Here is a 19,201-nt window from a genome sequence, read left to right as displayed (position 1 = left end):
TTGGGGAGTCGCCAAGCTGGTTAAGGCACCGGATTTTGATTCCGGCATGCGAAGGTTCGAATCCTTCCTCCCCAGCCAACCGAATACATAAAAAAGCTGTTGAACACGCCTGTAAGACACTGGCCCGGGTTCAGCAGCTTTTTTATTTTCCGGATTCGCTGGTGTAAGTTGTTTGTGCGTCACCAGGCATCACCCGCATCAATCGTTAGTGTCTTAAACGACCATCGCATCATCCATCATGGCAAACGATAGCTTCATGATCTTCACGGGCACCGCCAACACTCGGCTGGCCGTGGACGTAGTCAACCACCTCGATATGTCCCTGGGAAAGATGACCGTCGGTCGCTTCTCGGACGGCGAAGTGATGGTCGAGATCAACGAGAACGTGCGTGGCAAGGACGTCTTCGTCCTGCAGCCCACCTGTGCGCCCACCAACGACAACCTGATGGAAATCATGGTGATGGTCGATGCCCTGCGCCGCGCTTCGGCCGGCCGCATCACCGCCGCGATTCCCTATTTCGGCTATGCCCGCCAAGACCGTCGCCCGCGTTCCGCGCGCGTGGCCATCTCGGCCAAGGTCGTGGCCAACATGCTGCAGGTCGCCGGCGTTGACCGCGTCCTCACCATGGACTTGCACGCCGACCAGATCCAGGGTTTCTTCGACATCCCCGTGGATAACATCTACGCCGGTCCGATCCTGCTGGGCGACATCTGGCGCCGCAATTTCTCGAACCTTGTCGTCGTGTCCCCGGACATCGGCGGCGTGGTCCGCGCCCGCGCGCTGGCCAAGCAGCTTGAAGCCGATCTGGCCATCATCGACAAGCGCCGTCCGCGCGCCAATGTGTCGGAAGTGATGAACATCATCGGTGAAGTCGACGGCCGCACCTGCATCATCATGGACGACATGGTCGACACTGCCGGCACGCTGTGCAAGGCGGCCCAGGCCCTGAAGGACCGCGGCGCCGGCGCCGTTTACGCCTATTGCACGCACCCCGTGCTGTCGGGCGGCGCCATCGACCGCATCGAAGCCTCGGAACTCGACGAGCTCGTCGTGACCGACACCATTCCGCTCTCCGAGCAAGGCCAGGCCAGCGGCAAGATCCGCCAGCTGTCGTGCGCCGCGCTGCTGGGCGAGACCATCCTGCGTATTTCCAACGCGGAATCGGTCAGCTCGCTGTTCGTCGACTGACGCATCAGCGTTGATCGGGCCGACGGCCTGATACCCCCTTTTTTTGCGCCTTGCTGGTCGCGGCAAGGTGCAAGCAAACACGGCGCGCACCTTGCGCGCCGTGAATTCAACCGGTGAAGCTTTTTTCACCCTATTGTTTTGGAGTTATCCATGAAATTTACTGCCACTGCGCGTAGCGTCCAGGGTTCGAGTGCGAGCCGCCGCCTGCGCCGCGCGGGCCGCGTTCCCGCCATTGTCTATGGTGGTACGGCTGCCCCCCTGAACATCGAACTCGACCACAACGAGATCTACCACGCGCTGCGCAAGGAAGAATTCCACGCATCGATCCTGCAAATGCAGCTCGACGGCGCCAAGGATGAGCAAGTTCTGCTGCGTTCGGTTCAATGGCACGCCTACAAGCCGCAAGTCCTGCACGTGGACTTCCAGCGCGTTGACGCCAACCAGGCTCTGCGCACCAAGGTGCCGCTGCACTTCGTGAACGCTGAAATCTCGCCGGCTGTGAAGCTGAGCGGCGCCATCATCAGCCACGTGGCCACCGAACTGGAAGTCACCTGCCTGCCGTCGGCTCTGCCCCAGTTCATCGAAGTCAACCTGGCCGACATCCTGGCCGGCGGCTCGATCCACCTGGCCGACATCAAGCTGCCCATGGGCGTGACCTACGTCCCCCACGGCGGTGAAGACAACCCGCTGCTGGCTGCTGCCGTCACCAAGGGCGGCGCTGCTGCTGCCGACGAAGCCGAAGCCGCTCCGGCTGCCTAAGTCCTGCAGGAAGGCCCTTGCGGCTTTCCCGCGGCTTATGCCCGAAACCCTGCGTGTGCATTTGCATGCGCAGGGTTTTTTGGTTTAAACACCCCCATCATGTCTACTCCGATACGTCTCATCGTGGGACTGGGTAATCCCGGTCCTGACTACGAAACCACCCGGCACAACGCCGGCTTCTGGCTCGCCGACCACCTGGCGGACGACTTGCGCACTTCTTTTGCGCTTGAAAAGTCGTTTTTCGGCATGGTGGCCAAGTCGCGGCTGGGCGCGGACAACGTGCTGCTGCTCAAGCCCAACACCTACATGAACCGGTCCGGCCAGGCGGTCGGCGCGTTGGCGCGCTTCTACAAGCTGACGACGGAGCAGGTGCTGGTGCTGCACGACGAACTGGACCTGATGCCCGGCCAGGTGAAGCTCAAGCAGGGCGGCGGACATGCCGGCCACAACGGCCTGAAGGACATCCAGGCCGCGCTGGGCAGCCCCAATTTCTGGCGGATGCGCATCGGCATCGGCCATCCGCGCACGCTTGGCTTGGCGCAGCAAGTCGCTGATTTCGTCCTGCACCCGCCGCGCCGGGACGAGCAGAAGGAAATCGAAGCCGTCATCGACCGCTGTCGCGCAGTAATCCCAGCCATGCTCGCCGGCGACTTCCCGCTGGCCACCCGCCAATTGCATACCGGCAACGAAGCCTGATGGATCAGGGCCAGCCCACCCGGAAAGTGCGGTTCCGCAGCGAAGTCGCGGACTTCTGGCACTTCATCCGCCATCCGCATCCGCTGTCGCGCCAGCCGGGCCGTCCCTGCGCGAACGGACTCGCCGCGGAGTGGTGGCCGGGTGTCAGCCCGGGCCGCATCCTGGCCTGGGCCGCCGTGCTGTGGGCCATCAACCTGTTCGCGCTGGGGCCGGTCGCCGTTGCGGCCGCCGGCCTGGGTGGCGTCAAGCATCGGCTCGACCCCAACAATATTCCATGGCTCACCGCAGTGCTATGGGCTCCGCTGGTCGAAGAAATGCTGTTCCGCTACGGACTGCGACGGCCCCGCCAGGCGCTGTGGCTGATCCCCGCGATGGTGCCAGTGGTGCTGTGGGGGCCCAAACTCTGGACGGGCCTGCTGCTGGCCGCCTTCGTCATCCTGGCCTGCTGGGGCGTGCGTCAACGCCCCGACGCCTTGAAGGGCTGGGACACGAGCTGGCGCCGGTACTACCTGCAGCACTTCGGGCTGATTTTTCACCTGGTTGCGCTGGCATTTGCCGCCGTTCACCTGACCAATTTTGTCTTCAACAAAACCCCGTACTGGCTCTTGCCCCTGCTGGTGCTGCCGCAATGGCTGACCGGCCTGGTGCTGGGCTGGATCCGCGTGCGCCGCGGCATTGGCGCGGCCATCCTGCTGCATTCGATCTTCAATGCCGGGCCTATCCTGATGATCTGGCTGGTCATGCGCTACGCACCGACGGCGGCGGGTTGAGGGACGACGAGCCTGGGTGGGGGAGGGAGTCGCCTCGATCCTGCCCTGCGGGCGGCGCCGCGTCGTCGGGGTCGCATCGCCGCCCCGCCCGAAGGCTCGGATCCACCCCGCCGGGGTAAACTACAACGTTAACGCTCAATACCGTACTTACACAGGATTCCCATGGCTCTGCAATGCGGCATCGTCGGCCTGCCCAACGTTGGCAAATCGACACTCTTCAACGCTCTGACCCGCGCCGGCATCGCCGCCGAGAACTATCCGTTCTGCACCATCGAGCCCAACGTCGGTGTGGTCGAAGTGCCGGATCCGCGCCTGCAGAAGCTGGCTGAAATCGTCAAGCCCGAGCGCATCCTGTCCGCCACCGTCGAATTCGTCGACATCGCGGGCCTGGTCGCCGGCGCAAGCAAGGGCGAAGGCCTGGGCAACCAGTTCCTGTCGCACATCCGCGAAACCGACGCCATCGTCAACGTCGTGCGCTGCTTCGAAGATCCCAACGTGATCCATGTGGCCGGCAAGGTCGATCCCATCGCCGACATCGAAGTCATCGAAACCGAACTGGCCCTGGCCGACCTGCAAACCGCCGAAAAGGCCCTGCAGCGCCATCAGAAGACCGCGCGTTCCGGCGACAAGGAAGCGCAGCGCATCGTCGCCGTGCTGGAAAAGTGCATCGCCCAGCTCAACCAGGCCAAGCCCATCCGCGCGATGGACCTGTCCACCGAAGAAAACGCCGACATCGCCCAGCTGTGCTTCATCACGGCCAAGCGCGCGATGTACGTCGGCAACGTCGCCGACGACGGCTTCACGAACAACCCGCTGCTCGACCGCCTGACCGAATTCGCAGCCGCCCGCAATGCGCCCGTCGTGGCCATCTGCGCCGCCATCGAATCCGAAATCGTCGACCTCGACGACGCCGACCGCGAGGCGTTCCTGAAGGACATGGGCATGGAAGAGCCGGGCCTGAACCGCCTGATCCGCGCCGCCTTCAAGCTGCTAGGCCTGCAAACGTACTTCACCGCAGGCGTCAAGGAAGTGCGCGCCTGGACCGTGCCGATCGGCGCCACCGCGCCCCAGGCCGCCGGCGTCATCCACACCGACTTCGAACGCGGCTTCATCCGCGCGCAGACGATCTCGTACGAAGACTACATCGCGTACAAGGGCGAGCAGGGCGCCAAGGAAGCAGGCAAGATGCGCGCCGAAGGCAAGGAATACATCGTGCAGGACGGCGATGTGATGAACTTCCTGTTCAACGTCTGATCCCGCGACTTCGCAGGCACGCCGCCGCAAGGCGGTTCGTCAGCCTGACTGAAACCCTCCCCGTATGGCGGAGGGTTTTTTATTTCGATTCCAGCAGCGGGGGCCGGCTAGCCGCCGCGTTCCCCCGCCGCCCGCACGAAATTGGCTTCGAGCACGCTGAGCACTCGATTCAGCGTATCGATATCCGCGCCAGACAATCCCCTGAGCGACTCGTCGAAAAACTGGGCACGCCTGGGTAGCGCTTCGTTCACCACGGCCTGGCCGGTGGCCGTCAACGTGGCGTTCGTCAGCCGGTTGTCGTCCGCATCCACCGCGCGCGAAATCCAGCCCAGCTTCTGCATGGCCTGCAGCTGACGCGTAAGTGACGCGGGATCCAACCGGCAGCGCTCGGCCAGGTGCTTCTGCGAGCACTGCCCGTTTTCATGCAACGCCAGCAGAATCCGCCAGCGCGGCAGCGCGTGGCCGACCTTGCTGCTGAAGGCGCTCTGCATGACGCGGTACGTCTGGCCCATGTGCTGGATGACTTGCAGGCCTTGTTGTTGTTTGGGCAAAAGCTACTCTCCGACGCCGGCGGGTTCCGGCTTGCTGGGCCGGACAAGTTTCACCAGGGGCACGCGCCGCACGCACCACAGGGCGAAGACGGCGACGGCCAGGGCGATGAGTTGCCCTTCGTGGATGGCGCCCACCAGCGCGACGCGCGCGATCTCGATGAGCGACGTTCCATCCTGGCCTTGATGCGCCAATTGTGCCAGGAACTCGGTCTGCGCCGCCGGATTGACCAGCATCTGCGGGTCGTTCAGCTTGGGCAGCCATTGGGCCGACGAACCGCGCAAGGTGGACTCGACGCCGCTGAAGTAGCTGTGGCTGACCATGGTGCCGACAACCGCGGTGCCGAGCATGCCGCCAATCATGCGCAGGGATTGCAGGAGCGCGGTGGCGATGCCCAGATGGCTGCGTCCGGCGGTCTGCTGGGCGAAGACGGTCAGGTTGGGCATGATGAATCCCATGCCCAGCCCGGCCATCAGCATGTAGGCGGCAATCAGCGCATGCGACGTGTAGTTGTGGGTGGTGACGATGCCCAGGCACGAGAACGCCATGAGGATGAAGCCGGCGTACAGCATGCGGTTCGGGTTGCGGATGCGGGTGATGATGCGGCCATTGACGATGCTGCCCACGGTGATGAAGACGACCATGGGGGTGATGAGCAGTCCGGCCTCCTGCGGCGACAGCCCGAAGCCGCCCTGCAGCAGCAGCGGCGCGTAGAAAAGCAGCGAGTACATCGTCACGCCGACCAGCAGGGCCAGCATGAAGAGCATGGCCAGGCCCTTGTTGCGGAACATGTCCAGCGGCAGCAGGGGATGCGGACACCGGCGCTCCCACCAGATCAGGGCGGCGAATGCGGCGATGCTGCCGGCGCCCAGCAGCAGGAGCGGGGGCGTGAAGCCATCCTTGGGCAGGAGTTCGACCAGCAATTGCAGGGCGCCCAGCGCCACGGCGATCAGCAGAGCGCCCTGCCAGTCCAGCCGGACCTTGCCGGTGGTCTGATTGCGCAGGTGGGGCAGGTAGCGGGTGACGAAAATGAGGCCCAGGATGCCGATGGGCAGGTTGACGTAGAAGACCGAGCGCCAGCCGTAGTGTTCGGTCAGGGCGCCGCCCAGCGTGGGGCCCACGGCATTGGCGATGCCGAAGGCGGAGCTGAGCATGACCTGCCAGCGCAGCCGGACGTGCGGGTCGGGAAACAGATCCGGGATACAGGCGAAGGCGGTGCCTACCAGCATGCCGCCACCGATGCCTTGCAGGGCCCGGGCCAGCACCAGCTCCAGCATGGTGTCGGCCGCGCCGCACAGGACGGACGCCAGCGTGAACAGCACTATTGCCGCGACGACGAAGGGCTTGCGACCGAAGTAGTCGCCCAGCCGGCCAAAGATGGGCACGGTGATGACGGAGGTCAGCAGGTAAGACGTCGCTACCCATGCATACAGTTCGAAGCCCCGCAGTTCCGCCACAATGGTCGGCAGCGCGGTGCCGACCACCGTCTGGTCGATGGCGACCATCATCATGACGAAGCACATGCCCAGCATGGCAAGCAGGGTCTGCCGGAAGGGTAGAACCTGGCCGGGCGAGTGCGGAGTGATGGGAGCGGGGGCGGGCATTGTTGGACATATCAATAATTGATCGATCAATTATTCTAGTCCTACAATGCTCCGAACAGGAAGTCGTCAGCTTGGGCGGTCCCGCTCGGCGGCTCGATTTGTTACGATAGCGGTATCTGTACGCTGGGTTACCGGCGTCTTCAGCAGGCCTTCCTCGGTAGTACCTCCCCTTGTCGCCATTGCCGCAGGCTCGGCAGACGCGAGGACACGCCCTAAAAGGCAAGCCCTGAAGGGCAGACAGTTCACCATGCCAGGCGGTCTTCCGCCGGCAACGCACCTTCCCCGCGCGTCGCGCGGTGGGCGGCATCATGGATTACCAGTCGAGGTACCCGACGGGGCAGCAATGAAAACGTGGTTCAAGCGCATTTTGATAGGCCTGGTGGTGTTGGTTGTCGTGGCCGTCGTCGGCCTGGCCATCTTCTTGCTGACATTCGACCCCAACGCGTACAAGTACAAGCTGGAAGAGCTTGTCCAGGAACGCTATCAGCGCACGCTGACGATCGACGGCGAAATCGAGCTTTCGCTCTTCCCGCGGATCGGCCTGTCGGTGCAGGGCGTGTCGCTGTCCGAACCCAACAGCACTGAAACCTTCGCGTCCATCGAAAGCACGCGACTGGCTGTCGCCGTGTGGCCCCTGCTGTCGAACAGCTTTGTGGTGGACCACGTCGCCATCAGCGGCCTGAAGGCCCGCGTGATGCGGGACAAGCAAGGCCAGTTCAATTTCAGCAACCTGGTGGGCGGCACGCAGCCGGTCACCGAATCGTCCAGCAATCCCGCCGAGGCCCTGGTCGGTGCGGCGCAGACCGCCGCGCAGGCGATCACCAGCGGCACCATGCCGCCGTCGCGCAACAACATGCAGATCGACATCGCGGGCCTGGACCTGAAGGATGGCGAGGTGCAGATGCAGGACGCCATGACCGGGATGGCCGTCGCCGTGACGCGCATCAATGCGAACACCGGCCGCGTTACGTTCAATCAGCCCTTTGACGTCCGGATGTCGGCGCGCGTCGAGGGCGGTTATCCCCGCGTGGACGCCAACCTCACCGGCCAGGCGCTGCTGACGCTGGATCCTTCGGCCAAGCGCTACGCGGCGCAAAAGCTTGACCTGCGCATGGACGGCAAGCTGCCGGGCGCCGAGGCCAAGAGCCTTGTGATGCGCGGCAACCTGGCGTTCAACGGCCAGAAGTCGGCGCTTGACGTCGCTGGCCTGGAACTCCTGTTCCAGGGCGACGTGACCGAGCCCAGCGCGCGCGCCACCAACGTGGAAGCCAGCGTTGCGATTCCCAAGCTGGCCATCGATCCTCACAAGAGCCAGCTGCAGATCGAAAAGCTCGCCGTGCGCGCCAAGGGCGGCGTGGCCGATGGTCCGTTCGAGCTTGCCGTGGACGCGCCGGCATTGAATATCTCGCCGGCGTCGGCTACCGGCGAAGCGTTGACCGGCCGCGTCCGCATCAGCGGCCTGGACGCCAGCTTCGGCATGAACGGCATCAGCGGCAACGCCGGCGAACTCGACATCAAGGAAGCCAAGCTGGACAGCACGTCCAAGAATGGCGAACGCGTGGTGAAGCTGAACTTCGCGTCGCCGCTCAGCGTGAATCTGCTGCAACGTAGCGGCGCGATGTCCGCGCTGCGCGGCGATGTAAATATCACCGACCCCGGCCTGCCCAAGGGCAGCCTGCAGATCCCCGTCATCGGCAGCCTGACCGTAGACCTGCTGAAGGACCAGGCCACCAGCAAGATCAACGCCGTGCTGGAAGGCGGCAAGTTCGACCTCAGCGCCGACATCACGAAGCTGTCCGAATCGCCGCAGATGAAGTTTGCGCTGGCCGTGGATACGCTGGACCTGGACAAGCTGGTGCCGCCGGTGGTGGCCGCACCGCCCAAGCCGCCCGCGGACGGCAAGAAGGACGAAGGCAAGCCGGCGCAACCCGCACCGGCCGCGCCGCCTGACGACACGATCAACCTGTCCGCGCTGGTCGGTCCCAGCGTCAACGGCACGCTGAAGGTCGGCAAGCTGGTCGTGCGCGGCCTGAAGGCTGACGAGGTGTCGGCTGCGGTGAAGCTGGCCAAGGGCAAGCTTGAAATCTCCAGCCTGACGGCGGGCCTGTACGGCGGCAAGCTGGCGGGCGCGCTGTCCGTGGATGCCGCGCAGGGCAACCAGGTGGCCACCAAGATGACGCTGGCCGACATTGCGATCGAGCCGCTGCTGGTGGACCTGGCGCAGCGCAACGTGCTCAGCGGCACGGGCAATCTGGCGCTGGATCTGAAGACGGGCGGCGCGAACGCCTATGCCATGAAGAGCGGCCTGGGCGGCACCGTGCAGCTGCGTCTGCGCGATGGCGCAGTCAAGGGCATCGACCTTGCGCAGACGCTGCGCGACCTGAAGGCCACGTTCGCGCCGGACAAGCAGGACGAGACCGTTCCCGCCGATACCAGCAAGCGTACCGAGTTTTCCGAACTGGACGCGGACCTGGCCATCGCCAAAGGCGTGGCGACCGTAAAGCGCCTGAACTTCGTGTCGCCGCTGCTGCGCGTGACGCAGGGCGATCCGGCCACGATCGACTTCGTCAAGAGCGAACTGGATTTGGTGGCGCGGGCGCGTGTCATCAATCCGGCCGCCAATCCCGAAGGCAAGGAACTGATCGACTTCAAGGACGTGACCATTCCCGTCCACCTGAAAGGACCGTTCGACAAGCCCGCTTATACGCTGCTCTGGAAGGACGCCATCGGCGGCATCCTGAAACGCAGCCTGGAAAACAAGCTTAAAGAAGCGGTGACAGGCAAGGGCAAGAGCGGCGCCGCCGTGGACAAGGCCTTGAAGGGATTGCTGGGCAAATGAGCGCCGACCAATTCCAGCCCATCGCCGAATGCGGCGTAACGGCGCAGGCGCAGGCCGCCGGCTACCACCGGCAGTGGCTTGTCGCCAACGATTCCGGACAATGGCTGAACCGCGAGCTTTGCCCGAAGCTTGCCGACGTGTCCGTTGAATTGCGTCTGGGCTATCTGGTGCTGAAGGCGCCGGGCATGCTGCGCATGGACATTCCGCTGGACGTCATCGAAGACGACGACAGCGTGCGCTACAGCATGAAGGTGGGTGACCAGACCATCGACGTGGTCGACGAAGGCGAGCTTGCCGCGGCCTGGATTTCCAATTTCGTGCAGGTGCCTTGCCGCATCATGAAGGTGCACCCCGAAACGCCCGTGGTCGCCTGGCCCGCGTGATCTATTGGCGGGCTTGAGCCGGCATTTCACGCGCCGGCGCGGCCACGCTTGAATTCAAAGGCGGTGTGGGCCAGCAGGCCCGCCGCCAGGCCCCAGAAGGCCGAACCAATACCCCAGAAACTGAAACCCGACGCGGTGGCCAGCAGCGTGATGAGCGCGGCTTCGCGCCGCTGCGGATTCGCCATGGCCGCCGCCATGCCGCCCATGATGGTGCCCAGGAGCGCCAGGCCCGCCAGGGCGGCCAGCAATGCCGCGGGCAGCGCCTGGAAGAACACCGCAACCGCGCCCGCAACGATGCTGAGCGCGACGTAACTGATGCCGTAGGTGGCGGCGGCGATGTAGCGCTTGTTGGGATCGACATGCGCCTCGGGGCCCGTGCAGATGGCCGCGCTGATGGCGCCCATGGTCACGCTGTGCGCGCCGAAGGGCGCGGCCAACAGGCCCAGGAAGCCGGTGGCGGCCACCAGGCGCGACGCCGGAGGACGATAGCCCGCCGCCTGCAGGATGGCCAGGCCGGGCAGGTTCTGCGACGCCATGGCCACCACGAAAAGCGGAATCCCCAGGCTGACCGCCGCCTGCACGCTGAAGGCGGGCGTCGTCCAGACGAACTCGGTCAGGCGCCAGTCCAGTTGATCGACCTGCATCAGCCCCAGCGCGGCGGCCATGGCGACGGCTACTCCCATCACGACCAGCACGGCGTAGCGCGGCGCCCAGCGGCGGCACAGCAGGTAGGCGGCGCACATCGTCAGCACCAGCGCGGGCTGTTTGCCGATGTTGCTGAAGATGCCCATGCCGAAATTGAGCAGCACGCCGGCCAGCATGGCCGCGGCGACTTCGCCCGGGATTCGCCGCAGGATGGGATCGATCCAGCCGAACAGGCCGCAGGCCAGCGTCAGCGCGGCGGCCAGCACGAAGGCGCCGACGGCTTCATTGAATGGCACACCGGCCAACGCCGTGACCAGCAGCGCCGCGCCGGGCGTGGACCAGGCCATGACCACGGGCAGGCCGGTGCGCAGGCTGTAGAACGCGCCGCCCAGGCCCAGCACCAGGCTGAGCGATCCGATCCACGAGCCGATATGCGCGGCGTCCAGGCCGGCGGCGTGGCCGGCCTGCACCATCAGCACGGCGGTGCCGCCAAAGCTGACCAGAACGGCAACCAGCCCGGCCGCGACCGCAGACGCGGAAATATCGCGTCGGGCGTGGGGTGGGGTAGAGGGGAGGTCGATGCTTGGCGGTCCGGCGTCGCTCATGCGGCACCGGTCAGGCGGCGGTACTTGGCCATCAGCTGTTCCTGGCCTTCATTCCATTGCGGATGCAGTTCGATGCATTCCACCGGACAGACCACCTTGCATTGGGGCTCGTCGTGATGGCCCACGCATTCCGTGCAGCGGTCCGGGTCGATGACGTAATAGTCCTCGCCCATGGAAATTGCGTCGTTCGGGCACTGGGGCTCGCAAACGTCGCAATTGATGCATTCTTCGGTGATGGTCAGGGCCATGATGGGCAGCGGAGTAAAGCGAAGGGCGCTGACATTGTAGCGCTGGCAGGGGCCGCGCCGGAAAGCGCGAAAAGGGCGCATTACGCGCCCTTCGGGGATGCTGCGGTCGGGTATTTCAGCCCGGCCAGGATTGCTCGCGGCGTTCCTTGGCCTTTTCCTGGAGCCAGCGTTCGACGGACGGGAACACGAACTTGCTGACGTCGCCGCCCAGCTGGGCGATTTCGCGGACGATGGTGCCCGAGATGAACTGGTACTGATCGGACGGCGTCATGAACAGGGTTTCGACGTCGGGCAGCAGGTGGCGGTTCATGCCGGCCATCTGGAATTCGTATTCGAAGTCGGACACGGCGCGCAGGCCGCGCACGATGACGCGGCCATTCTGTTCGCGGACGAAGTCCTTCAACAGACCGCCAAAGCTTTGCACTTCCACGTTGGGATAGTGGCCCAGCACTTCGCGCGCGATATCCACGCGTTCGTCGATGCTGAAAAAGGGCTTCTTGTTGCGGCTAATGGCGATCCCAACCACGACTTTGTCGAAAAGCGTGGCTGCACGGCGAACCAGGTCTTCGTGGCCCCTGGTCAGCGGGTCGAAAGTGCCGGGATAAACAGCGATGATCATGCGAGCTCCGTACCGTTATTAGTGGTGTACACCATCCTCCGAAGCCCGGATTATTGATCTATTTCCGCAATGCAGCAAATTCCAGCAAATGGAAGTGGACGGCGCCGGCCTTGTCCTGCCGCACAATCTGGAAACCTTCGGGTGCTTCGATGGCGGATTCCGCCTCTACGTAGACTAGCCCATGATCGGTCAGGATGCCCGGAAGAATCGGCCATAGCCGGGGCAGCCAGCCCTGGCCAAAGGGCGGATCCAGCAGGATGAGGTCAAAGCGGGACGCATCCATCCTTTCGGCGACCTGCATCGCATCGCCGACATGGATGCGTATCATGTCGGCTTTGAGCTTGTCGCGCAGTGTCCGCAGCGCGGACGCGGCGGTCTTGTCCCGCTCGACCATCTGCACGTGCGCCACGCCGCGCGAGGCCGCCTCGAAGCCCAGGGCGCCGCTGCCGGCGAACAGATCCAACACCTGCTTGTCGGCGAATTCCCCGCCCCACAGGTGAGTAAGCCAGTTGAAAAGCGTTTCGCGAACCCGGTCGGGCGTGGGACGCAGCGTCTCCACGTCGGGCACGACGATGGGGGTGCGCCTGTATTGGCCCCCGACGATACGAATATACTTGTTACCCATGTTTAGCCGCTTCTTCAAGAAAAAATCCCCTCCGCCCGCCGCGCCGGCCCAGCCCGCGCCGCCGCCGGAGGTTGTGGACGCCACCATAGCGCCCGCGGAGCCCGCAGCGGCTCCGGTCGTTCCCGCGCCAGCCACGCCTGCAGCGCCTGCCGCGCCGGCTGCTGCTCCGGTGCCTGCTTCGACGCCTGCGCCGGTTTCTGCGCCGACACCTGCATCTGCACCTGCTCCCGCTCCCGCGTTTGCACCTGCTCCTGCTCCTGCACCTGCTCCTGCTCCGGCACCCGCTAATGCAGGCGCTCCGGCTTCCGCTGCAGCACCCGCCCCGGCGCCCGCGCCCGCGTTCGATTCAGTTAACGCTGCGCCTGCACCTGCTGTGCAACCGTCGCCGGTCATCGAGCCGGTCCGCACGTCGCAGCCCGCGCCAGTGCCAGCGCCTGCCCCGGCGTCTGCGCCCGTCGTCGCTCCAACGCCGCCGGCACCGCTGCCCGAGCCCGTCGCCGCAGAAACCGCCGCACCCGCGCCGGCCGATGCGCCCAAGAAGGCATCGTGGCTGTCGCGCCTGAAACGGGGCCTGTCGCGCACGGGCCAGAGCATCGGCGGCATCTTCGTCGGCGTCAAAGTCGACGAGAACCTGTTCGAAGAACTCGAATCGGCCCTCATTATGGCCGATGCGGGCCTGGAGGCCACCGAGAAGCTGCTGACCGCGCTGCGCGCGCGCGTCAAGAAGGAACGCATCGAAGACCCCGCCAAGGTGAAGGTGGCCCTGCGCCAACTGCTGGCCGATCATCTGCGCCCGCTTGAACGCGCCTTCGACGTGAAGCGCACGAAACCGCTGGTGGTGATGATCGCCGGTGTGAACGGCGCCGGTAAAACCACGTCGATCGGCAAGCTGGCGCATACGTTCCAGCGGCAGGGCGCCAGCGTGCTGCTGGCCGCGGGCGACACGTTCCGCGCGGCGGCTCGCGAGCAGCTGGTTGAATGGGGCAGCCGCAACAACGTCAGCGTGATTTCGCAGGATGGCGGCGACCCTGCCGCCGTGGCGTTTGACGCCGTCAACGCGGGGCGCGCGCGTGGCATGGGCGTGGTCATGGTGGACACCGCCGGCCGCCTGCCCACGCAGCTGCACCTGATGGAAGAACTGAAGAAGATCCGCCGCGTCATCGGCAAGGCGGACGCGGCCGCGCCGCATGAAGTGCTGCTGGTGGTGGACGGCAACACGGGGCAGAACGCGCTGGCGCAGATTCGCGCGTTCGACGCCGCGATCAACCTGACCGGCCTGGTGGTGACCAAGCTGGACGGCACCGCCAAGGGCGGCACGCTGGCGGCCGTGGCCGCGGGCAGCCAGGGCGTGCGCCCGATTCCGGTTTACTGGATCGGCGTCGGCGAAAGCCTTGAAGACCTGCAGCCTTTCGTGGCGGACGAGTTCGCGGCGGCGTTGCTGGCCGACTGATCCGATCGATCGATGGAGCCTGCCTCGGCAGGCCACGCGGGACGGTGCGCAAGCGCCGTCCCGCAGTCGTTTTGGCAGCGGTGAAAGGCGACTGTGAGCCTTTGCCTGCGGCCGCTCGCGTAACCGATCGAGCCACATCCGGTCGCCGGTTGCCCGGGCGACCAAATGCGGCTCGATCGCCGGCCCAGGCCTATCCGACCTGCCCCATCGCGGGATCGCTGATCAGGTCCTTGCCCGTCTCCATCCGGCCCGCAAAGCGGCGTTGGAATGCGGCGTAACCCTCGCAGGCCACGGCGAAGTCATACCACTGCCCGCTGTCTGCAACTTGCCAGGCCAGCTCGCCGATTTGTCCAGGGTCGAGGGTGACGGTCCACGGGCCGTCGCTGCGGTACGCCATCGCCTTGACCGTAAACGTGCAAGCCGCGCCGCCGTTGTTACGCAGCTTGACCTGCACCTGCGGATCGTCGCAAGGCACGTAGCACACCTGGATTTCGGGCACGGCGCCAGGCGCCTGCATCAGGTCTCCCGCAAAGGCGCGATGAAAGCCGTTGGGTCCCAGCACCCAAAGGTCGTATTTGCCGGCGTCCGCGGACAGGTCCCAGGTGTCTTCCAGCGACTTGCCCGCTTCGACCACAAAGCGGCGCGGGATGCGGTCCAGGTGCAGCTTGTCGTACACATGGAACACCGCCGCGGTCTGCCGGGAACTGGCGTTGGCGAACAGCAGCCTCACGCGGTTTTCGCGCTGGTCCTCGCGCGCGCTGGCATGTAGCTCGTACGGCAGGGCGCGCGACGGCCGCGTGCCTTGCGCCTGCGCGGCCAGGGTCTGTTGCGCGGGAATCGCGATTGCGGGCTGCGCTTCCTGCCAAGTGGTCAGTCCGTCCGCGTCGCTCTTCGTGCTGCGGCCGGACAGCGTGGGCAGCGGGTCGCTGCTGGGCGAAACGAAATTCAGCGTGGACGTCAGATCGCCGCACACCGCGCGGCGGAACGCGCTGATGTTGGGTTCGACGACGCCGAAACGCTGCTCAAGAAAGCGCAACGCCGAGGTGTGGTCGAAGACTTCCGAATTGACCCAGCCGCCGCGGCTCCATGGCGAGATCACCCACATCGGCACGCGCATGCCCGGGCCATAGGGCTTGCCATCGGCGGTCAGCTGTTTGGGCGTTGCCGGCGGGTAGGTGTAGTACTCGTACGCCATCTCCGCATCCGTCAGCGTGGACTTGCCGGCCAGCGTGCCGTCGTCGTTGCGCGACGGCGCGCTGGGAGTGGGCATGTGGTCGAAGAAGCCGTCGTTCTCGTCGTACGTGACGAGGAACACGGTCTTGCTCCAGACTTCGGGCGATTGCGTCAGCGCGTCCAGCGCCGCCTGGATGTACCACGCGCCCTTCGCCGGGCTGGACGGGCCGGGATGCTCGCTGTAGGCCGCGGGCGGAATGATCCACGACACTTCGGGCAGCGTGCCGTTCACGACGTCGTCGCGCAGGCTTTGCAGGAAGCCGCCGTCCGGCATGGTGTTGCCAAAGCCCTTGGCGTAAGGGCTGTACTGATCGTCGATGGCCGGGTTGTACGCGGGGCCGCCCTGGTTGGTGACCTGGCGGTCCGCGGGCATTTTCTCGATCTCGGCGCGCCAGTGGCGGAAGCTCATCATCTCGTTGCAGCCGAAGTTGTCCGGGATGTTCTGGTAGACCTTCCAGCTCACGCCCGCCTGCTGCAGGCGATCGGCGTAGGTGGTCCAGGTCCAGCCTTCCGTGGACGGTCCCACATCCGCGCCGTCGTTCATTTCGTTCATCACCACGGACACGTTGTCGCCGGTGGGGCCGTTGGTGCCGGTCCAGAAGAACAGCCGGTTGGGAATCGTGCCCGCGTGCATGGCGCAGTGGTAGTTGTCGCACAGCGTGAAGGCGTCTGCCAGCGCGCGATGGAACGGGATCTCGGCGGTTTCGTAGTAGCCCATCGACAGCGGTTGCTTGGCGCTGGGCCACTGGTTCATGCGGCCGTGGTCCCACGCTGCCTGGCAGTTGGGCCAGGAGTGCGGCGTGCTGCCCGCGCGCTGCGCGTTGCCCAGCCGTGCATCAAGGTGGTAGGGCAGTTCCAGCGTGCCGTCGCTGCGTGTCTGATGGAACACCGACTTTCCGTTGGCCAGCGGAATCGGGAAGCGGTCGCCGAAGCCGCGCACACCGGGGAAGGTGCCGAAGTAGCCGTCGAAGGAGCGGTTCTCCAGCATCAGCATGACGACGTGCTTGACGTCCTGGATGGTGCCGGTGGCGTTGCTCGGTTCGATCGCCAGGGCGCGGCGGATGCTGGGCGGAAACATCGACAGGGCGCTCATGGCCGCCGTGGTTCCGAGCGTGGTCTTGAAGAACTTTCTCTTGGATGCGTCGATCGTCATTGGCTGGTGTGTCGTTGGGTTGCGAGGAAGGGCCGGGCTGCCGGGGTCATGGCGCGCAATGCACGCCGCAGGTTTGCGGCGCGGGTGTCGTGGGCGGCGGGGCCGGTTCATCCTTGTCGTCGTCGCCGCCGCAGGCGGAAAGCGAGAACACCAGCGATAGCGCGCAGCAGGCCATAAGGCCGCGTCGTGCAAGGACCAGCAAGTGGGAAGTGGTTTCCATGAGTCTGTGTGCGTGGGTGGGCTGACGGCCCGCAAGAGGCCGTTGCGCCGTCGCACAGGACGAGTGTCGGGCGGATGCTGCGGGCCACGAATGCGTCCGAACCGTGTGTCCGGACGACAGCCATCGAGTATTGGCACGCGGGATGTCCAAGAATTGACAGAGGCCTGACGATTCGCTGTCAGGAGTCCCTTTTTTGAAACGCTGTGCTAGATGCGTGTCCAGGTGAAAACGAATTCAACGAGGGACTTGTGACTGCGGTAAACGCGCGCGGCCGCGAGCGCGGCGGGCGGCGTTTGTTGTGGCTTTCTTTTGCGGCGTTCGCCGCGCGCGAAAAAACGCGGCCATGAAGGCCGCGTTGCGGTCCGAGCGGACTTGCGCGTAAAAGCGCTATATCACTTCCAGAACGGTTTGCTGGCCGCGAGGTCGTCGAAGGCGTCCTGCGCTTCCACCACCAGTTCTTCCAGCCGCGCGCTGATCCAGCCCAGCGCGAACCAGGCTTGCGGATGCGTGGCCGTACACGACTGGTAGTAGTCCTTGGCCGTCGCCAGGTCGTTGATTTCGCCCAGCACGTCCTGGACCTTGGACAGCAGTTTGCGATAGCCGCGCAGCTTGCTGGCCGGCAGCAGCGATTCGGCGAAGGACAGGCCGTAGCGCAGGCGCTTTCCGCGCTTGCGCAGCTCGTGGCGGGTAGGGATGTCGAGCGAGGCAAAGTGCGTGCCCTGGTCGGCTACCTTGCCGTGCCAGCGGTGCAGGCGGCGCGCGAGCAGCTTGTGCAGGCGCTGCGGATCGGGCTCGGGCGCGACCAGGGGAATGATGGTGGGCTTCACGACGGGGCTCGCCACGCCGCCTTCCAGCCGGATGGCAGGCTCTGGCGCAGCATCGCTGGGCGTGCCGTTGGCGATGGCCTGGCTGTCGGCGCCGGGTTGCACGGGGGGCACGTCCAGGGTCCACTCCAGCAATTCAAGCTGCCATGCCTGGAAGGACTGGCCTCCCGCGATGGCCTGGGCGTCCTGCTCGGGCGGTGCGGCTTCCATGGGGATGACGGGCATGCCGGCGCGCTGCAGGGCGGGCGCGACGGTTTCATTCAGCACGTCCTGGTCGCGGTTGGCGCCGAACGCCGCGAAGTGGGTGCGCACGCCTTGCAGCAGGGTGTCGGGCACCGGGGCGATCCAGCCGTCGAAGAGTTTCCAGGCGGAGCGCAGCCGGCGCACGCCGACGCGAAGTTGATGGACGTGTTCGGAGTTGCCGGCGCGGTAGACGCCTTCGGTGTCGACCTCGGCCAGGACGGCGGCGTTGCGGCAGATGTGGTCGAGGCATTCGGCGGCGATGACGCTCATGGCCTGGGAGGGCGTCATGTCGTCGCGTAGCTTGACCGAGGAGGCGCCGCGCGGGGCCCAGAATTCGGCGATGGCCTGCGCACGGCGGAGTTCATGGCCGTCGCCGGCGTCGGCGTCGACCTGCGCAAGGCGTTGCGCGAGCTGGGCCAGCGCATCGCCGCGTTCGGATTTGCTGCGCGGGTCGAGGATGAGGGCGTGGCGTTGCTGCCAGCCGCGCGCGACCGAGAAGATGGCGGCGGGGCGGCCGGATACGAGTTCGAATTCGAGTTCGGAGATGGGCAGTTCCAGCGTGCCCGCGCGCAGGATGCCGGTGTCGTAGGCGAGTTCGACGGTGCCGTAGCGGGTGCGGACTTTGCGAAGCAGGCGCTGGACGTCGGTTTCGTAGCGCAGGCCCAGTTCGCCTTTGATTGCGGAGAGCGCGGCTTCGACTTCGGTGCCGGCGTAGACGGACAGGTCGAGCACGGGGCCTGGCCGAGGGTGGTTCATTTCGATGCGGGAGATGGCGTCGGCGCCGGGCATCTTGAGGGTTTGCACCCAGTCGGAGCCTTCCTGGCGCAGCCGGACCGCTATGCGAGCCCGAGCGAGCTCGCGCTCGGGGGTGTCGAAGTACATGGCATGCAAGCGGATGCGGGTGGCCTCGCGTTGCTTGACTTCACGAAGCACGGCTTGGCGCGAAGCCGTGGGCACGTGCAGTTTCAGTTCCTGTTCCGACATGAGGCGGCGTCCAACGGCAAAAGCCGAGATGTTAATCAACGGGGGGGTGCTATTTGATGACCGGTCATATTTTGTTCACATTGAGCATAGACGTGTTTGCGGCGCAATAACAACTTGCTGGCAGCGTCGGGGGGGCGGCTTTCGGGCGTGTTTGCCTCCGACCGTATTGCTGAGGGCTTCGCCTGGTGTCTGATACCGATCGTGTTGCCGAGGGGGCTGGCGTAGGCTGGTGTTCTTGTGACGCCCGGCGCGTCGGCGGCCTGGGGTGCGCGGGGCTACGATTGCGGTCCGGAGCCTTCGCTCCGGACT

Annotated in this window: 17 protein-coding genes and 1 tRNA gene; 9 read left to right on the top strand and 9 right to left on the bottom strand. The window is 65.4% G+C overall.

Annotated features, from left to right (window positions below):
* Position 1 precedes the first annotated feature (1 nt).
* From RT614_RS16745 to ychF, 6 genes are all read left to right on the top strand, one after another.
* Positions 2–78, top strand: a tRNA-Gln gene (locus RT614_RS16745).
* A gap of 160 nt (positions 79–238) precedes the next feature.
* Positions 239–1,189, top strand: coding sequence for a ribose-phosphate pyrophosphokinase (locus tag RT614_RS16740; RefSeq protein ID WP_006227587.1), 951 nt, complete (start codon positions 239–241; stop codon positions 1,187–1,189).
* Between the two features lie 150 nt (positions 1,190–1,339).
* Positions 1,340–1,948, top strand: a complete 609-nt coding sequence (locus RT614_RS16735) for a 50S ribosomal protein L25/general stress protein Ctc (RefSeq protein ID WP_313623253.1) — start codon at positions 1,340–1,342, stop codon at positions 1,946–1,948.
* Positions 1,949–2,047: 99 nt separating this feature from the next.
* Complete coding sequence (pth, locus tag RT614_RS16730; protein ID WP_313623252.1) at positions 2,048–2,644, top strand: aminoacyl-tRNA hydrolase; 597 nt, start codon at positions 2,048–2,050, stop codon at positions 2,642–2,644.
* Entirely contained in the window at positions 2,644–3,414 is a 771-nt protein-coding gene (locus tag RT614_RS16725; protein WP_313623251.1) for a type II CAAX prenyl endopeptidase Rce1 family protein, read from the top strand. The genes pth and RT614_RS16725 overlap by 1 nt, the downstream gene beginning before the upstream one ends.
* 162 nt (positions 3,415–3,576) lie before the next feature.
* The gene (gene ychF, locus RT614_RS16720; RefSeq protein ID WP_313623250.1) at positions 3,577–4,668 is read left to right on the top strand and encodes a redox-regulated ATPase YchF; all 1,092 of its coding nucleotides are present in this window, start codon (positions 3,577–3,579) and stop codon (positions 4,666–4,668) included.
* Between the two features lie 107 nt (positions 4,669–4,775).
* On the opposite strand, the gene RT614_RS16715 is transcribed toward ychF, so the two are convergent.
* Together RT614_RS16715 and RT614_RS16710 are read right to left on the bottom strand one after the other, a co-directional pair.
* The gene (locus tag RT614_RS16715) at positions 4,776–5,219 is read right to left on the bottom strand and encodes a MarR family transcriptional regulator (protein ID WP_313623249.1); all 444 of its coding nucleotides are present in this window, start codon (positions 5,217–5,219) and stop codon (positions 4,776–4,778) included.
* 3 nt (positions 5,220–5,222) lie between these two features.
* Positions 5,223–6,821, bottom strand: coding sequence for an MDR family MFS transporter (locus RT614_RS16710; RefSeq protein WP_313623248.1), 1,599 nt, complete (start codon positions 6,819–6,821; stop codon positions 5,223–5,225).
* 343 nt (positions 6,822–7,164) lie between these two features.
* Between RT614_RS16710 and RT614_RS16705 the strand changes: the two genes are divergently transcribed.
* Both RT614_RS16705 and RT614_RS16700 read left to right on the top strand, forming a co-directional pair.
* Positions 7,165–9,660, top strand: a complete 2,496-nt coding sequence (locus RT614_RS16705; protein ID WP_313623247.1) for an AsmA family protein — start codon at positions 7,165–7,167, stop codon at positions 9,658–9,660.
* Complete coding sequence (locus tag RT614_RS16700; RefSeq protein ID WP_313623246.1) at positions 9,657–10,043, top strand: MOSC N-terminal beta barrel domain-containing protein; 387 nt, start codon at positions 9,657–9,659, stop codon at positions 10,041–10,043. Before RT614_RS16705 ends, RT614_RS16700 begins: the two co-directional genes overlap by 4 nt.
* 26 nt (positions 10,044–10,069) lie before the next feature.
* On the opposite strand, the gene RT614_RS16695 is transcribed toward RT614_RS16700, so the two are convergent.
* The 4 genes from RT614_RS16695 to rsmD all read right to left on the bottom strand — a co-directional run bounded on the left by RT614_RS16695 (position 10,070) and on the right by rsmD (position 12,785).
* On the bottom strand, positions 10,070–11,293 hold the full coding sequence (locus RT614_RS16695; protein WP_313623245.1) for a benzoate/H(+) symporter BenE family transporter: 1,224 nt from the start codon (positions 11,291–11,293) through the stop codon (positions 10,070–10,072).
* Positions 11,290–11,541, bottom strand: coding sequence for a YfhL family 4Fe-4S dicluster ferredoxin (locus RT614_RS16690; RefSeq protein ID WP_006391351.1), 252 nt, complete (start codon positions 11,539–11,541; stop codon positions 11,290–11,292). Before RT614_RS16690 ends, RT614_RS16695 begins: the two co-directional genes overlap by 4 nt.
* Before the next feature lie 115 nt (positions 11,542–11,656).
* On the bottom strand, positions 11,657–12,160 hold the full coding sequence (gene coaD, locus RT614_RS16685; protein WP_056558877.1) for a pantetheine-phosphate adenylyltransferase: 504 nt from the start codon (positions 12,158–12,160) through the stop codon (positions 11,657–11,659).
* Between the two features lie 58 nt (positions 12,161–12,218).
* Positions 12,219–12,785 (bottom strand): 16S rRNA (guanine(966)-N(2))-methyltransferase RsmD, encoded by a 567-nt coding sequence (gene rsmD, locus RT614_RS16680; RefSeq protein WP_076516703.1) that lies wholly within the window; start codon positions 12,783–12,785, stop codon positions 12,219–12,221.
* Between the two features lie 373 nt (positions 12,786–13,158).
* Between rsmD and ftsY the strand changes: the two genes are divergently transcribed.
* On the top strand, positions 13,159–14,235 hold the full coding sequence (ftsY, locus tag RT614_RS16675) for a signal recognition particle-docking protein FtsY (RefSeq protein WP_313623244.1): 1,077 nt from the start codon (positions 13,159–13,161) through the stop codon (positions 14,233–14,235).
* A gap of 190 nt (positions 14,236–14,425) precedes the next feature.
* On the opposite strand, the gene RT614_RS16670 is transcribed toward ftsY, so the two are convergent.
* From RT614_RS16670 to RT614_RS16660, 3 genes are all read right to left on the bottom strand, one after another.
* Positions 14,426–16,621, bottom strand: coding sequence for a phosphocholine-specific phospholipase C (locus tag RT614_RS16670; RefSeq protein WP_313623243.1), 2,196 nt, complete (start codon positions 16,619–16,621; stop codon positions 14,426–14,428).
* Positions 16,622–16,667: 46 nt separating this feature from the next.
* Positions 16,668–16,841, bottom strand: coding sequence for a hypothetical protein (locus tag RT614_RS16665; protein WP_313623242.1), 174 nt, complete (start codon positions 16,839–16,841; stop codon positions 16,668–16,670).
* Positions 16,842–17,233: 392 nt separating this feature from the next.
* The gene (locus tag RT614_RS16660; protein WP_313623241.1) at positions 17,234–18,892 is read right to left on the bottom strand and encodes a CYTH and CHAD domain-containing protein; all 1,659 of its coding nucleotides are present in this window, start codon (positions 18,890–18,892) and stop codon (positions 17,234–17,236) included.
* Positions 18,893–19,201 lie beyond the last annotated feature (309 nt).

This window comes from Achromobacter sp., assembly GCF_032102605.1.
Lineage (GTDB): Bacteria > Pseudomonadota > Gammaproteobacteria > Burkholderiales > Burkholderiaceae_B > Achromobacter.
Note: the sequence above shows the minus strand (reverse complement) of the source record. Positions and strands in the feature narration are given on the sequence as shown.